General features: G+C 63.5%; 13 protein-coding genes and 1 pseudogene. 3 read left to right on the plus strand and 11 right to left on the minus strand.

What is annotated here, in order from left to right; all coding sequences use genetic code 11:
• Nucleotides 1-19 precede the first annotated feature (19 nt).
• From NKH91_RS25535 to NKH91_RS25550, 4 genes are all read right to left on the minus strand, one after another.
• The gene (locus NKH91_RS25535) at nt 20-1,321 is read right to left on the minus strand and encodes an MFS transporter (RefSeq protein ID WP_352483961.1); all 1,302 of its coding nucleotides are present in this window, start codon (nt 1,319-1,321) and stop codon (nt 20-22) included.
• 547 nt (nt 1,322-1,868) lie between these two features.
• Nucleotides 1,869-2,666, minus strand: a complete 798-nt coding sequence (locus NKH91_RS25540; RefSeq protein WP_352847822.1) for an ABC transporter ATP-binding protein — start codon at nt 2,664-2,666, stop codon at nt 1,869-1,871.
• An 11-nt stretch (nt 2,667-2,677) separates the two neighbouring features.
• Nucleotides 2,678-3,574, minus strand: a complete 897-nt coding sequence (gene ntrB / locus NKH91_RS25545) for a nitrate ABC transporter permease (protein WP_352847820.1) — start codon at nt 3,572-3,574, stop codon at nt 2,678-2,680.
• A 74-nt stretch (nt 3,575-3,648) separates the two neighbouring features.
• Nucleotides 3,649-4,965, minus strand: coding sequence for a CmpA/NrtA family ABC transporter substrate-binding protein (locus NKH91_RS25550; RefSeq protein ID WP_352847818.1), 1,317 nt, complete (start codon nt 4,963-4,965; stop codon nt 3,649-3,651).
• On the opposite strand from NKH91_RS25550, the gene NKH91_RS25555 reads away from it, so the two are divergent.
• Entirely contained in the window at nt 4,952-5,080 is a 129-nt protein-coding gene (locus NKH91_RS25555) for a hypothetical protein (protein ID WP_352847815.1), read from the plus strand. The genes NKH91_RS25550 and NKH91_RS25555 overlap by 14 nt on opposite strands.
• Nucleotides 5,081-5,323: 243 nt before the next feature.
• On the opposite strand, the gene NKH91_RS25560 is transcribed toward NKH91_RS25555, so the two are convergent.
• Both NKH91_RS25560 and NKH91_RS25565 read right to left on the minus strand, forming a co-directional pair.
• Nucleotides 5,324-6,562: a CmpA/NrtA family ABC transporter substrate-binding protein gene (locus NKH91_RS25560; RefSeq protein ID WP_352847812.1), complete on the minus strand. Its 1,239-nt coding sequence runs from the start codon at nt 6,560-6,562 to the stop codon at nt 5,324-5,326.
• 2 nt (nt 6,563-6,564) lie between these two features.
• Entirely contained in the window at nt 6,565-7,164 is a 600-nt protein-coding gene (locus NKH91_RS25565; protein WP_352483956.1) for an ANTAR domain-containing response regulator, read from the minus strand.
• Between the two features lie 32 nt (nt 7,165-7,196).
• On the opposite strand from NKH91_RS25565, the gene NKH91_RS25570 reads away from it, so the two are divergent.
• Entirely contained in the window at nt 7,197-7,433 is a 237-nt protein-coding gene (locus NKH91_RS25570; RefSeq protein WP_352847810.1) for a hypothetical protein, read from the plus strand.
• A gap of 428 nt (nt 7,434-7,861) precedes the next feature.
• Complete coding sequence (locus NKH91_RS25575) at nt 7,862-8,701, plus strand: hypothetical protein (RefSeq protein WP_352847808.1); 840 nt, start codon at nt 7,862-7,864, stop codon at nt 8,699-8,701.
• 288 nt (nt 8,702-8,989) lie between these two features.
• Here the strand turns inward: NKH91_RS25575 and NKH91_RS25580 are convergent.
• The 5 genes and pseudogenes from NKH91_RS25580 to NKH91_RS25600 all read right to left on the minus strand — a co-directional run.
• Nucleotides 8,990-9,157, minus strand: a pseudogene (locus NKH91_RS25580) (ATP-binding protein); the annotation flags it as partial.
• Between the two features lie 137 nt (nt 9,158-9,294).
• Entirely contained in the window at nt 9,295-10,425 is a 1,131-nt protein-coding gene (ampH, locus tag NKH91_RS25585) for a D-alanyl-D-alanine-carboxypeptidase/endopeptidase AmpH (protein ID WP_352847805.1), read from the minus strand.
• Nucleotides 10,426-10,803: 378 nt separating this feature from the next.
• Nucleotides 10,804-12,303: a helicase HerA domain-containing protein gene (locus NKH91_RS25590; RefSeq protein WP_352495732.1), complete on the minus strand. Its 1,500-nt coding sequence runs from the start codon at nt 12,301-12,303 to the stop codon at nt 10,804-10,806.
• Nucleotides 12,304-12,506: 203 nt separating this feature from the next.
• Nucleotides 12,507-13,394 carry an alpha/beta fold hydrolase gene (locus tag NKH91_RS25595; RefSeq protein WP_352640724.1) on the minus strand — a complete coding sequence of 296 codons (888 nt, stop codon included), beginning with the start codon at nt 13,392-13,394 and terminating at the stop codon, nt 12,507-12,509.
• A 78-nt stretch (nt 13,395-13,472) separates the two neighbouring features.
• Nucleotides 13,473-15,512 (minus strand): PAS domain-containing hybrid sensor histidine kinase/response regulator, encoded by a 2,040-nt coding sequence (locus NKH91_RS25600; RefSeq protein WP_352847803.1) that lies wholly within the window; start codon nt 15,510-15,512, stop codon nt 13,473-13,475.
• Nucleotides 15,513-15,546: the final 34 nt, after the last annotated feature.

The following is a 15,546-nucleotide window of genomic DNA, read 5'->3' on the forward strand; positions in this document are numbered from 1 at the left end:
ATCCTGATCCACTCCGGTCTCACTCAGCCGCGTAGGAAAGGCCTGAAGCTTCGTCAGACGCCGTGCGCTCCATCCGCCGGATGGAAAAATGCATCCAGGCAAAGCAGGTGGCGACGATGACGAAGAGCAGCATGAAGCAGCTCGACCAGACGCCGGTGAGGTCGTTGAGCGCGCCGAAGACGATTGGCAGGATAAAGCCGCCGAGCCCGCCAATCATGCCGACAACGCCGCCGACCGCGCCGACACTCTGCGGATAGTAAGCCGGGATGTGCTTGTAGACGGCAGCCTTGCCAAGGCTCATGAAGAAGCCGAGCACACAGGCAACGGCTATGAAGGCGAGCGGGCCGACCTCGAAATGGAAGGCGATCGGCCCGCTGACACCGCGCACGACGTAGTCTGCCGAGGGGAGAGACAGAACGAGAGTCGCGGCGGCACTGACAGCGAAGGTCCAGTAGAGCACGGTGCGGGCGCCGATCCGGTCGGAAAGCACGCCGCCATAGGCGCGGAAAATACTTGCCGGAATTGAATAGGCCGCGCCGATCATACCGGCGGTCGCAAGCCCGAAGCCGTAGACGCCGATCAGGTAGCGGGGCAGCCATAGCGAGAGCGCCACGAATGCACCGAAGGCGAAGAAATAATAGAAGGCGAAGCGCCAGACCTGCAGGTTCTTGAGGGGCGCGAACTCCTGCCAGAAGCTTCTCGAGGGCGCGGCCTTGCCGGCGCGGCGCTCGCGGATGACCGGATCGTCGCCGGTCGTGAACCAGAAGACGGCGGCCATGACGACGAGTGCTGCCGCCCAGATCAGCGCGACCGACTGCCAGCCCCAGGAGAGAAGCACGAACGGTGCCAGGAACTTGGTGACCGCGGCGCCGACATTGCCGACACCGAAAATGCCAAGCGCCGTGCCCTGCTTGCCGGCCGGGAAGAAGCGCGAGACATAGGCGACACCGACGGCGAAGGAACCGCCAGCGAGCCCGACGCCCAGCGCAGCGACCAGCATCTGCCCGTAGGTGTGCGCAAAAGCGAGCAGAAAGGTCGCGACCGCCGCCGCAAGCATGGTCGCGGTGTATACCAGCCGTCCGCCAAAACGGTCGGTCCAGACGCCGAGCACCATACGCACGAGCGAGCCGGTGAGGATCGGCGTGCCGACGAGCAGGCCGAACTCCGTCTCGTTCAGCCCCAGCTCCTGCTTTATGCGCACGCCGATGATTGAAAAGATCGTCCACACCGCGAAGCAGACGGTGAAGGCGATGGTGGACATGACAAGCGCCTGCCGGGGAGCACTGTCCTGGCTGGGCGCGGCTGGGAGATTTGCGGTCATTTTCTGGCTCCGGTTAGCGGCGTGGGAAGCACCGCCCTTGTGCTGTTCGTTCGCGACTGTCAGCGGCGCGGCATCGCCCGCAGCGCGCTGACGGCGAGAAAATCGCGGCGCGTGAAGTCCGCGAGGGACGCGCCAGTTCCGATCCGTTTCGTCATCGTCGTCTCCGGTTGGGCGCCGCTTGGGACCAGCGCCGTCGATTGCGTCAAAACAAAAAAGCCGCCGGCCAAGTCTTCGCGTCCGGAGTTCCGGGAGCGCGTGTGGACCTGAGCGGCAGCTTTGCCTGTAGCGCCCGCCATTGGACGCCGTGTCACTTGGCCCTTGCGGACCTACATTTTGAAAAGCAGGAAGCGTGCCAAGTCGACAGCGCTCTGAATTATCGAATGAAATCAATGTGAACTGCAGCCGCGCGACTCTTGACCAAGCTCGGCAGCGGATCAAAGATCAGTCAGAATGCCTTGCACAGCAGCATAATATTTGTGCAATGCGGCAGATTGCCCATTGCCGATGCAGATTGCCAATGATGATGACGAGTTTTCCGGTTATTGCCTTACTCCGCGGCTTCGACGAAGCGGTGGCGTTCGTAGAGGAATTTCAGCACCGCCTCGCGGCAGCGCAGGAAGGTGCGGTCAGAGGAAAGCTCGATCCGCCGACGCGGCCGGGCCAGCGGCACGGGAAGCACCTCGCCGATGGTGGCCGCCGGGCCGTTGGTCATCATGACGATGCGGTCGGACAACAGCACCGCCTCGTCGACATCGTGGGTGATCATGATCGTCGTCGAGCCGAGCCTCGAATGGATATCCATCACCGCGTCCTGAAGATGGGCGCGCGTCAGCGCGTCGAGCGCGCCGAAGGGCTCGTCGAGCAGCAGGATCTTCGGCTCCATGGCCAGCGCCCGGGCGATGCCGACGCGCTGCTTCATGCCACCCGAAATCTCGGCCGGACGTTTGTCCTTGGCATGCGCCATCTGCACGAGATCGAGATTGCGCATGATCCATTCATGTCGCTGGGCCCGGCTCTTGCTCCGGCCAAAGACCTTCGTGACTGCCAAATTGATGTTCTCGTAGACGGTGAGCCAGGGCAGCAGCGAGTGATTCTGGAACACCACGGCGCGTTCCGGGCCAGGGCTGTCGACTTCCTTGTCCTCGAGCAGCACGGCGCCGGCCGAGACCTTGGTCAGGCCGGCGATCAGGTTGAGCAAGGTCGACTTGCCGCAGCCTGAATGGCCGATGATCGAGACGAATTCACCTTTGTCGATGGTCAGCCGGATGTCCTTCAGCACGTCGCTGACCTGGCTGCCGCGGGCGAAGGATTTGTCGATGTGGTCGAGTTTCAGATAGGCCGTCATCGTCCCTCTCCTCACTTTGCCGTTGTGCCGCGGGTGACGAAGACGCCGACCGCCGCGACCAGGCGGTCGAGGCAGAAGCCGGTGACGCCGATATAGGCGAGCGCGACGATGATGTCGGGCAGCCGCGATGAGTTCCACGCGTCCCAGATGAAGAAGCCGATGCCGACGCCGCCGGTCAGCATTTCGGCGGCGACGATGGCGAGCCAGGACAGACCGATGCCGATGCGCAGGCCGGTGAAAATGTAAGGTGCAGCTGCCGGCACCATGATCTTCACGAAGAATTCGAACTGGTTGAGCCTGAGGATGCGGGAGACGTTGCGGTAGTCCTCAGGGATGTTGCGGACGCCGACCGCGGTGTTGATGATAATGGGCCAGATCGAGGTGATGAAGATGACGAAGATCGCCGACGGGCTGGAATCGCGGAACGCCGCCAGCGACAGCGGCAGCCAGGCGAGCGGCGGCACCGTGCGCAGGATCTGGAACACCGGATCGAGGCCGCGCATCGCCCAGATCGACTGACCGACAAGCGCGCCGAGCGCAACGCCGACGATCGCCGCAAGGCCGAAGCCGACGGCGACGCGCTGCAGCGAGATCAGCACCCGCCAGGCGAGCCCGATATCCTGCGGGCCGTTGTCGAAGAACGGATGGGCGATCAGGTCATAGGCCTCGTTCCACACCTGGCTTGGCGGTGGCAGGCTGGCTGTGGGCGACGAACAGGCGACCTGCCAGACGACGAGCATGATGGTGATGACAATGACCGGCGGCACCAGCGTGCTGGCCAGCTTGCCGGCGATCGCGGCCGGGTCGAAGCGGCGCCGCGCCCTGGCGGTGAAAGCGATGATTTCGGCGGGCTTGGCCGGCGCGGGGAACGGCTTCACCTTGCTGTCCTCGATGGCTTGGATAGACATTTCTCGAAAACTCCTTGGCAGCACATGCACAACGGGCGGCGTTGCCAACGCACTGTCGGGCATCTATGTCGGGCTCAGGCCGACGCCTTGATCTTCAGGCTGTCGAGATAGGCCGACGGATTCTCCGGATCGAAGATCTTGCCGTCGAAGAAGGTTTCGGTGCCGCGCGACGAAGACGCCGGAATATCGGCCGCGGCGACACCAAGATCCTTGGCCGCCTCGCGCCACAGATCCTCACGGTTGACCTGGCCGACCAGTGCTTTGATGTCGGTGGTCGGCGCGAACTTGCCCCAGCGGATGTTCTCGGCGAGGAACCAGCTGTCGTGGCTCTTGAAGGGATAGGACACGCCGCCCTGCCAGAACTTCATGTAGAGATCGGTGCCGTTGGCGACGCGGCCATTGCCGTAGTTGATGTCGCCCTTGAGGCGGCCGATGATGTCGGCGGTCGGCACGTTCATCCACTGCCGCTTGCCGATGATGGCGGCCATCTCGTCCTTGTTTTCTTTTGCCTCGCACCATTGCTGGGCCTCCATGACGGCCATCAGGATCGCCTTGGTGGCGTTCGGATATTTGTCGATGAAGGCGGCGCGCAGGCCGAGCGCCTTTTCCGGATGGCCCTTCCACAGTTCGCCGGTGGTGGCGGCGGTGAAGCCGACGCCCTGATGGACGAGCTGCTCGTTCCATGGCTCGCCGACGCAGAACACGTCCATGTTGCCGACCTTCATGTTGGCGACCATCTGCGGCGGCGGCACGACGATGGTCGAGACATCCTTGTCGGGATCGATGCCGCCGGCAGCCAGCCAGTAGCGCAGCCAGAGGTCGTGCGTTCCGCCCGGGAAGGTCATGGCGGCCTTGACCTCCTTGCCCGCGGCCTTCTTGGCGGCGAAGGCTTCCTTCAGCTTTGAGGCATCGAGGCCGACGCCGGTGGCGGCATATTCCTGGGCGACGGAAATGCCCTGGCAGTCGTAGTTGAGCCGGGCCACGATCGCCATCGGCAGCGGCTGTTTGTTCTGCGTCACCTTGCCGGTGTGCATCAAATAGGGCATCGGCGTCAGGATATGGGCACCGTCAATGCCGTTGGCTTCGCCGCCGAGCACCAGATTGTCGCGCGTTGCGCCCCACGAGGCCTGCTTGAGCACCTCGACATCGGGCATGCCGAATTTCTCGAACAGGCCTTTCTCCTTGGCGATCATCAACGGTGCTGCATCGGTCAATGCGATGAAGCCGAGCTTGGCGCCCGTGACTTCCGGTACGGCGGTCGCCGCATAGGCGCCGGAGGGCAGCAGCGCACGCGCCGCGGCCAGCGTTGCCGCGGTGGCCGCGCTGATCCTCAGGAAATCGCGGCGGCTGATCGCCGGTTGGGCGGAATGGCTATTGGTGCGTTTCGTCATCGTCATCTCCGGTTGGGCGCGGCTTGGGATCGGCGCCGTCGATTGCGTGTTCGACCAAAACAAAAAAGCCGCCAGCCAGGCCGCGCGCGTCCGTCCATCCGGGATCGCGTGTTGACCTGAGCGGCAGCTTTGCCTGTAGCGCCCGCCATTGGACGCGTATTCCGTGACCCGACAAGAGTCTACCTATTACAAAGCAGGAACCGTGCCAGTTTCGGAGTGGACGACAAACATAAATGATATCAACGGCATGCCAAAATCGTCGGCGCGCCGGCCCGCTGGGCGAGCAAGCCAAAGATTGTTCATTAGCGCAGTTGCACGCACATTTTTTGTGCAGCGCACAAGAATGCCGCGGAAATGATCAGGCTTCGGCGCGCGCCAATTTCTGGCCGGCAATGTAGGCGTCGATCTCGTCGGGATCGAAGATTTGGCCATCGAAGAAACCGTCGGGACCGAGCACCAGGCTTGCCCCCGCCGAACCGACCGGAGTCGCGGCCTTCAGCGCGCCCTCGACCTTGGCATTGGCACCGGGAAGCGCCACGCCAAGCGGCTTCAACGCCGAGCGGTAGAGATCGGGGCGGTAGCAGTCGCGGGCAATAGCGAGGTTTTCCGGCGTGTGCGCGACATGCCCCCAGCGCACCATCTGCGTGTAGAACCACAGCGCATGGCTCTTCCACGGGAAGTTTGCCGCCTTGTCGAAAGGCAGAAAGAAATCGCCGACGCTCAGTTCGGCGCCGCCGCCGAGCGCAAGATGTCCGCTGAGGATCGGCATCTGCAGTGCCGGCTCAAGCCCGAGGAAGGCCGGCTGCGCCATCAGGGCCGCAAGTTCGCCGCGGTTTGCCGGATCCTGGCACCAGCGCGCCGCGTGATGAAGCGCGCGCAGCAAGGCTGAGAGCGCGTCCGGCTGTTTTTCCGCCCATGCCTTGCGCACGCCGACGACTTTCTCCGGGCTGGTCTTCCAGATGGCCGCCTTGACCGTGGCGATGTGGCCGGTGCCGGCGACGACGGAGGCGCTGTTCCAGGGTTCGCCGACGCAGTAGCCGTCGATCCTGCCGGCAGCGAGCGCGTCCGCCATGAAGGGGGGCGGCACGATGACGATTTCGATCTCATGCGACGGGTCGATGCCGCAGGCGGCGAGCCAGTAGCGCAGTTCGTAATTGTGCCCGGAGTGCGGATGGACGACGGCGAAGCGAAGCAGATCGCCACTGGCATTCGCCCGTTCACGAATCAGCGCCCCCAACGCCCTGCCGGCCCGTGCCGGATCGAGGTCGGGTCGGGCGCCGTGCGCGGCCATGCCCGCCCAGACGGCGTTCGAAACGGTGACGCAATTGCCGCCAAGGCCGAGTGAAAACGGCACGACCGTATCGGAGGCGAGCGGCGTCAGCCCCAGATTGCAGGCGATCGGCATCGGCCCCAGCATGTGCGCGAGATCGAAATGGCCGATGGCGATGCGGTCGCGGATGTTGGCCCAGGACGTTTCCCGGTTGAGCATCAGATCGATGCCTTCGCGCAGGGCGAAGCCGATTTCCTTCGCCGCGACAAGGACAGCGCTGTCGAAGAGCGGCATGAAGCCAGCATTGATCCGGTGCTCGGCCGCCATCGTCAACTCTCCTCGGGATCCAGAAGGCCTGCCGCCGTCACCAGGCTCTGGGCGATTTCGCCGATCTTGCGGTTCTGGTTCATGGCGGTCTTGCGCAGCAGCGTATAGGCCGCGTCCTCCGACAGGCCGCGCGACTTCATCAGTATGCCCTTGGCGCGATCGATCACCTTGCGGCTTTCCAATTCGCTGCGGGCCTCTTCCAGCTCGCGCGCCATGCGCGAAAACGCGTTGAAGCGGCTGATCGCCATGTCGAGGATCGGCTTGACCCGCTCCTGACGCAGGCCGTCGACAACATAGGCTGACACCCCGGCTTCCACCGCCGCTTCGATCGAAGCCTGGTCCGAGCGATCGACGAACATGGCGATCGGCCGCTTCACCACGCGCGACAGCTGGAACATGTTTTCGAGCATGTCGCGGTTGGGATTTTCGAGGTCGATGACGATCACGTCGGGTTCGATCTCGGCGATCCGCCGCGCAATGCCGGCGACGTCATGGATGACGGTGACCTGCTGGTGCCCGGCCTCCCGCAGCCCCGCTTCGATTATCGAAGCGCGGATGTGGTTTTCATCGATCACCAGGACAGTGAGGGATTTGCGGATCATGCCGCATTTTGCGCAGGCGAGACGATTGTGCAATGCGGCATGGCGAGATTCACGCAAACAAAGCCAGCGTTCAGGCGCCGCCTGAGGCATTGGACGCGACGGCCGCAGCGACCAACTTGACGCCGCGGGAGCCGGCACCAGCCTTCACCTTGAGCCGCACCGGCTTTGCCCTTCTGCTCTATGCCGTCGGCGACAACGAGGCGGATTTTGTTGGGCTGATCGTGCTGTTTGTGGCGGCGGCTTGTTTGCGGATTGTGGAGGAGAGATAGGGGGCGCGACACCACCAGCTGCTTTTGAGCCGAAGCCGACCGTCGCAGACCAAATCCTGAATGGCTGCTTTTCACGCAAGCGGACTGGCCGCTTTTAGGTCCTTGGACCATCGATCCGGCCTCAGTTCGGATCTGCCGACGTTGCTTTCGACCGGTCCTGTGACCACCGCGGCTTCTACCGGATCGCCAGGGAAGCGAGGCAAGGCAGCGTCAAGTTCGAGCCAGAGATTAAGAAGAACGGAGCCATCGCCGCACATGCGTCTGCCTCCGTGGGTATGGACGGATTCACTCATGCGCAATATGGATGGGGAGGCCTGCCGTGGCGCTCACATTTTCGCCGCGTCGCTGAGGCAGGTGACGTTCGTTCAATGACGCTGCGCAGGGCGGGTTGCCGCCTGCAGAAGTGTCGATATCAGGGGATCTGGTCGATGACCGACAACAAGCCAGACGTTACCAAGGATTGGCAAGCGACGCAGGGCCAGAAGTCCTCCGCCACGCGTCTTCGCCTTTTCGCCGCACTCTCGTGGATCGTCGCCATTGGCGGCGAGATCTACGGGATTATTCTGCTTCGCCAGAACAAGTTCGACCAGGGACACCTGCCGCTGATCATCGGCCTTCTGGTCGGCATCGCGATTTTCGCAATCGCCGGCAACTTGCTGTGGAAGGCGGCCAACAGGCACGATCCGGCCCGTGCATCCGACGCGGCCAGGTTCTTCTTCCAAAACCAGCTCGGCGCAATCATCACGCTGATTGCCTTCCTCCCGCTGGTTTTCCTGATCCTCACCGACAAAAACATGGATCCGCAGACCAAGAAGGTTGCCGGCAGCATCGGCGCTGCGCTCGCCGTGCTCGCGACGGTCATGGGGATCAGTTTCAAACCCCCATCGGTCGAACAGTACACCCAAGATATGAACGCATGCGCAGCTCAGATCAAGTCGGGGCAGCCCACCACCGCCTGTTCGCCCGACGTCGCCGCTCAGGCGCAGGCGATCGCGACGGACACCGCCGCGGTGGCGGCGGCGACGCGGGACGCGAGCCACCCCGCCGGTCAGGATGTCGTCTACTGGATCGCGCCCGAAAACGGAGCCGCGAAGTCCACCGAGCCGCATGTTTTCCACCTCTGCGCAGGCGTGAGTCCGCTGAAGGACAAGACCGTGAATAGTGGCTCCGTAACGGAGGCCTACGCACAGAACGCCGTCCGCATCACGAAGCAGATCGATATGGAACAGAAGCAGTGCGGGTTCACCGCCACAACCAGCACCAACTGAACCCGCCTGCGCTCGATCGCATCCAGCCGTTGGTCTTGTCGAGAGGAATGACGTGTAAGCGCAGGCTCAGTATTGACTCGCCGAAGCAACGCTAAATACCGGGATCGCCCCGGCTGGCCATTATTGTCCAGCTGCAAACTTATCCGCGGCGGGCAATGACTGGGCGCCTTACGCACGGCAGCTTCCGGCCTGAGCGCTTCGAATGGAGAATGACGTTAATGCGGCGCAAAGCAGACTTCACCCCGGCCTGATCCAGCGGCGCTTTCTCAGTGCGCCTGCCCCGCCGCTTCACCCCACGGCACGCCCCTGCTCCACCTCTCCCGCATTCGGATCCCCCGGCGCCGTCGCCCAGGCGAGTTCCACCAGCGTCACTGTTCGCCGTCCGACCCCGTCGAGCTGACACACGATCAGCCCCTGCTCCTCGATGTAAGTCAGCAGGCGCCGGGCGCGGCGCAAGCCGGCAAAGGTCATCCTCAGGAGGCTAAGCGGCCGGAAATAGCCGATGTCGCGCTTGCCTTGCCGGGAAATATGCCGTCCGTCAGGCCCCTCCATAGCGCCAATCATCGCGCACGTCCTCCCGATCAGCGCGAAAATCAGCGTGGAGCGATCTCTGCGACGAGATCGTTCGTCGTCTTGACCCCAGCCATGAAGCCAGCGGCATTGAATTCGTTCATGACGAAGAAAGCGCCGACGCCGCGTGTCGGTGCAATCGCAACATAGAGAAACATCCCTTGCAGGCCGCCGCTCTTCTGGAGGATGAGCGGGCGATGCTCGTTAGGGAGCATGATGACCCATCCGAGACCCATGGCGTCCATCGGCCCGCCGTCATCCAGCCCCATCACCGACGCGAGCCCGTCCCGGTACAAAAAAGCCGCGTGGTTCAAAAGGCGCAACTCGGCGTCGGCCGCGGAAGGCTTGTTGTCGACATGCCAGTTCATCCAGCGCAGCAGGTCGTCCGCGGTCGAGTACAATCCACCGGCGCACTCCATGGCTGTGCTCGTCGGCACGATTGGCATGGGGCTGCCGTCGAAGTTATGGCCCTGCATCAGGCGCGGCTCGTCCTCCGGTCTTGGATTGAAAACCGTGTCTTTCATGCCGAGGGGATCGAGGACACGCTCTCGAAGGACCTCGGCATAAGGCTTTCCAGAGACATTAGCGAGCGCCGCTCCGAGGAGGTCGTATCCGAAGTTCGAATAGAGAACGGCGGTGCCCGGCGCGAACAGCAGCGGATTGTCCTTGAGGGCGGCAATCTGCGCCTCTTTGGTGTTCGTAGAGAAAGGGTCTGAGGGGGGCGCCTCGGCCACTGGCACCTCCCGCGGAAGGCCGGAAGCTTGCGCGACGAGATCGATCAGGCGGAGGGCGCGGCCGTCCTTCTCCGGGAGCGTGACGTCCCAGCCAAGGCGATCCTGCAGCCGGTCGGTGAGTTGTACCTTGCCGTCGATCGCCAGCGAGGAAAGCACACCGCCGCAGAACACTTTGCTCACGGACGCGATGCGGAACATTGTGTCGCCGTCGGGCACTTTTTCACTCCCGTCGGCAATCTTGCCGAAACCGGCCAAGGCCGTCTCGCCGTTGCGCACGGCGCCGAAGATCAGGCCAGGCACCTTGGTGGAGAGATACAGGATCGTACCGTTGAACTGCACCGCTTCCGTCAGCAGCTTGTCCTCGGCATGTCCATAAGAGGGAAGCGTGACGGCTGCGATTGCCGTCAAAGCGATGGCCATAAGTCGGCGCGATCGAGACAAACGCATTGCCAAAATCCTTTGATAAAGCTGCAGAATAAAATCTTCGGAAAAAGGGCCGCCGCGTAGTATCTTACCATCTCTCCAGAAGCAGGAGATGTCAACAGAATGAACCGAAGGGGTAATCGGCGGAGGTAGCGTAGGTTCGGCGGATATTTGCGCTACAGTCCTGCCGTATTTCTTGTCTTCGTCAGTTGATCGCGGCTGATCTCTTCATTGGCAAACCGACCCGCTGGTAATTAGAAGATATGTAAAGCGCCGTCGGCAAGAGGGAGTGCTGTAGCGTCGAACAACTTACAATAGCGGATCTGCGTCGCGCCAATCGTCGTCGTATGATGAAGACCGCGCTCGGCCGCCGCCTCACCCCACCGCACTCCGCTGCTCCGCCTCCACCGCATTCGGATCGCCCGGCGCCGTCGCCCAGGCCAGCTCCACGAGCGTCACCGTCCGCCGTCCGCCCCCGTCAAGCTGACACACGATCAGCCTCTGCTCCTCGATATAGGTCAGCAGGCGCCGTGCGCGGCGTAGCGAGTGCGAGCCGTAGGCGCGGGCGATCGCGGCGTCGCTCGGGCAGGGCCAGCCTTCCTTCGCCGCGCGGGCGATCATCATGAAGACGCCTTGCATGTCCTCGGGCAGCAGCGAGGCGCGCGCCGAGACGTCCTGCCAGGCATCGTCGCCTATCATGTCGGAGCCGAGCCCGGCGCGGGCGCGCGTCAGCATGCGGCGGAACTCCGGCAGGTCCGGCACGACCGAGGCGAGGCCTTCTATGCGGCAGCGGACGACGAACTCCTGATAGAGCACGCCGATGACGCGGAAGCCGGCATCGGGCTGCGCCAGCACGGCGCGCAGCACCCGGTCGACGCGCTCGCGCCGCTCCGCCAGATCCTCGGCGCTGATCGGCGGCTCCACCGGTTCGGGGCGGATTTCCAGCGCCGCCGATTTCGCCGCCATCAGCTGATCGAGCAGGTCCGGCGAGGAGCGGCGCTGCGGCCGGACGGTTTCCGGCGGCGGGGCCGCCAGGATGATCGCGCGGGCATCCTCCAGCGCCGATTCCGGCAGCGGCATCAGGCGCGGGGTCGCGTTGCGCGGACTCGTATCGGTCGGGCCGATGCGCAGACCGAGCGGACGGCGCGACAGCGCCGGGCCGAGCGCCATGAACTGCCCGCGCTCGAGGTCGCGAAAAGCCTCCGCCTGGCGCCGCTCCATGCCGAGAAGATCGGCGGCGCGCGCCATGTCGATGTCCAGAAAAGTCCGGCCCATGAGGAAATTGGAAGCCTCGGCGGCGACGTTCTTGGCGAGCTTGGCCAGCCGCTGGGTGGCGATGATGCCGGCCAGCCCGCGCTTGCGGCCACGGCACATCAAATTGGTCATGGCGCCGAGCGAGAGTTTGCGCGCCTCGTCGGAAACCTCGCCGGCAACCGCCGGCGCGAACAGCTGCGCCTCGTCTACCACCACCAGCATCGGATACCAGTGGTCGCGGGCGACCTCGAACAGCCCGCCGAGAAAGGCGGCGGCGCGCCGCATCTGGTTCTCGGCGTCGAGCCCTTCGAGATTGAGCACCGTGGAGACGCGGTGGATGCGCGCCCGCTCGCCGGCGCTCTGCAGGCCGCGCTCGGTATGCTCCTCGGCATCGATCACCAGATGGCCGAAACGGTCGCCAAGCGTGACGAAGTCGCCTTCGGGATCGATGATGGTCTGCTGTACCCAGGGCGCACTCTGCTCCAAGAGCCGGCGCAGCAGATGGGATTTGCCGGAACCCGAATTGCCCTGCACCAGAAGCCGCGTCGCCAGCAGTTCCTCAAGATCCAGCGCCGCCGGGGCGCCCGCGCTCGTCTGGCCCATCTCGATCGCAACGGTCATGTCCGACTCTCCTTGGGGAGAGGGCTTATCAACCGCATCACAGCCCGTCGAGCGCGCCATGGCCGGCGCTCCGTGTTGCGCACAGGCTGGATGCTGCTAGGGTCAAAGATACGAAACGTACCGTTTCGATTCGAGACTGCCGCTAAGGGGTGGATTCCTGTCCTTGGCATCGGCAACCGGATCAAACCGATCGCCCAAAGCCTTCATTGACGCGATGGAGATCGAGCGGCCGAAGCCGGTTTTTTGCGGACATTTGCCCGCTCCTCCAGGTCTCGCCAGAAGCCAAGCACTGTCGCCACGATCGCTTCCGGCGCGTCCTCCTGCATAAGATGCTTCGCGTTCGGCACGACATGGAAGGAAGCACTCGAAATGCGGCGCGCGAGCTCGCGACCGTCATCGATGGGAATCCACTGGTCGTCCTCGCCCCACAGGATGGCAACGGGGCAACGAATCTCGCCGTAGCGCCACTCGACCTCTTGCGAGTATTTGTCATCCATCTGAGCGACCTGGCGCCAGAAAGCTTTTTGACCTTCGGCTCCCAGCCACGGCGCGAGGTAGAGCGCCATCTCTTCCTCGCGCAGCGCATTCGCTACGGCGGCGCCGATGTAGGCGCGCAGGATTGCTTCATGAATGTAGTGCGGAAGGCCGGAAAAGACCGCCTCGTGTTTCTTGGCGGCCTGAACAAGTGGTGAGCCTTGCGGGCTGATTGCGACCGGATCGATCAGCACCAGCGACCGATAGTCGAGCCCATTGAGCAAATGACCGCGTAACGCTGTTGAGCCGCCGAAATCATGCGCGACGACATCGGGGGCACGCAGGCCCCAATGATCGTAAAGGGCCGCGAAAAGCTCGTTCTGAATGCCACGAGACACGTCGCTATCGGGTTTATCAGATCGACCATAGCCGAGCATGTCAAAGCAATAGATTCGCCTCTGTTGGCCGAGCAAAGGCGCAATTCTACGCCATGCCGACGATGAGAAAGGCGTGCCATGCAGCAATACCGCGGGTGAGCCCTCGCCCATCGCGCCCCAGGCGATCGAGTTCCCTTGAAAGGTGAAGCGTTCAGGAAGAGGCCAGTCCGCTGTCGCCATCAGTCTCTCCTCCGATCCTAGCGCAGCCAGAGACCTACCCAACGGCAACCCATGGATCAGGTTCCAATGGTCCGCCTTTCACCGGCTGGCCTGCTTGGCCCTCGGCGATCCGGCGCGCGCAGCCGCTGCAAGAATGCTCTCCATCAGGTCCTTTTCGCGCAGGGGTTTGCCGAGCAGCGGCACGTCGGGGGGCCGGTCGGCGATCGCGTCGGCGTCGGCATATCCGGTTATCATCACCGCCGGCCAATCGGACCGCAGATTGCGGGCGAACCGGATGACCTCGAGCCCCGAGACGAGCGGCATGGCAAAATCGGTGACGATGACATCGAAATCGTACGGCGCCCGCTCGATCATCGCCAGCGCTTCCGCACCGCCCCCGGCGCAGGTAACCGCAAAGCCATGTTGGCGAAGCGATTGCGCCGTCAGTTCCCGCAGCACATTGCTGTCGTCAATCAGCAGGACCGACGGATAGTCCTCGCCGGCATTCACGACGGTGTTGTCGGCATCGGACTTGTCGGCGATTTCCACCGGGCGCTCGATTGAACGCGGCAGCCAGAGCTGGACGGATGTTCCACTGCCGACGGTGCTCTCAATGCGGAGCGTGCCGCCCGATTGCTTGACGAAGCCATGCACCGTGCTCAGACCGAGGCCAGTGCCCTTGCCGACCGGTTTTGTGGTGAAGAACGGTTCGACGACCTTGGCGAGAATGTCGGCCGGTATGCCCGACCCCGTATCCTTGACGGTGACCACGACATAGTCGCCCGCCGAAATATCCTCGGCTGCACTGCCCAGCGTTCGATTTTGCGCCTCCACGATTATCGTGCCGCCGGACGGCATGGCATCGCGCGCGTTGAAAACCAGGTTCATCAGCGCCAGCTCCAGCTGGCCGGCATCGACATGCGCCGGCCACACCGTGTCGTCGACAAGCCAATCGAAACGGATCAGGCCGCCCAGAACCGGGGCCACCAACCCGTTCATGGTGCCGCCAAGCGCAGCGAGGCGCACGGCCTGCGGCCTCAGTGTCTGGCGGCGCGAGAACGCAAGCATGCGGTTGACGAGCTCGGCGCCTTGTTTTGCCGACCGGCGCGTCAGTTCCAGAACTTGCCTGGCCTGTCCATCGAACTCGGCGTGGCGCTCGAGCAATCCCAATCCGCTGAGAATTGCGGCAAGCAGATTGTTGAAATCATGCGCCAGGCCGCCGGTAAGCTTGCCAATCGCGTCGAGGCGCTGCGATTGCAGCAGCTGGTTCTCAAGCTCGCGCCGCTCGGTAACGTCCAGCAATGTGCCGAGGATCTCGGGCCTCTGGCCATCGGAACCGTTCGACAGGACGCCCTGGTCGAGGAAAATCCGGTAATTGCCGTCGGCGCATTGCCAGCGGAATTCGCAGGTGTAGGAGCCGATGGCGTTGGCTGCGAGCAGGGCTTGCCTCACTCTCGGCAGATCGTCGGGATGAACCCGGCTTAGGCCGAAGCCTGGATCGGAGGTCAGCCGTTCGGCAGGAAAGCCGGTCAAGCGTTCGACCCCTTCGGTGACAAAGCTGGCGCCGAACGGCGGCTCCGCCGCCCTTGCGTGGAAGCAGACCGGAAGAGAGCTCAAAATGGCATGCTGCCGCTCCTGGGCGCTACGCAGCGCCCGCTCGGCCTCGAGTTTTTCCTGCTGCGCCTGCAGTGCCTGGGCCAGCAGCCGTTGCTCGGCAGCCGCCTTTTGCTGGATTTCGAGCGTCTTCTCATGAAGTTCGACGAACACGGCTACCTTGGAACGCAGCATGGCCGGGTCGAAGGGCTTGAACACGTAATCCACCGCGCCGGCGTCATAGCCGCGCAGCATGTGGGCGTCTTCCTTGTTGATGGCGGTGAGAAAGATTATCGGCGTTCGCCTGGATTGCTCGCGCTGGCGAATCAATCCAGCGGTCTCGTAGCCGTCCAGCCGAGGCATCAGCACATCCAGCAGGATGACTGCGAAATCCTCTTTCAGCAGAGCGCGCAGCGCCTCTTCGCCCGACTGCACGCAGACGACTTCGCCGACAGGGGCCAGAACCTCGCCGATCGCCAGCAGATTGCGCTCGTCGTCATCCACGGCCAGGATGCGCGCCTTTGCCGGCCCTGTCGCCGGGGCCATAACCTCCAGCTTCCTCGCTCCGTTTCTCGACAGT

Source organism: Mesorhizobium sp. M0894 (genome assembly GCF_040319725.1).
Lineage (GTDB): Bacteria > Pseudomonadota > Alphaproteobacteria > Rhizobiales > Rhizobiaceae > Mesorhizobium.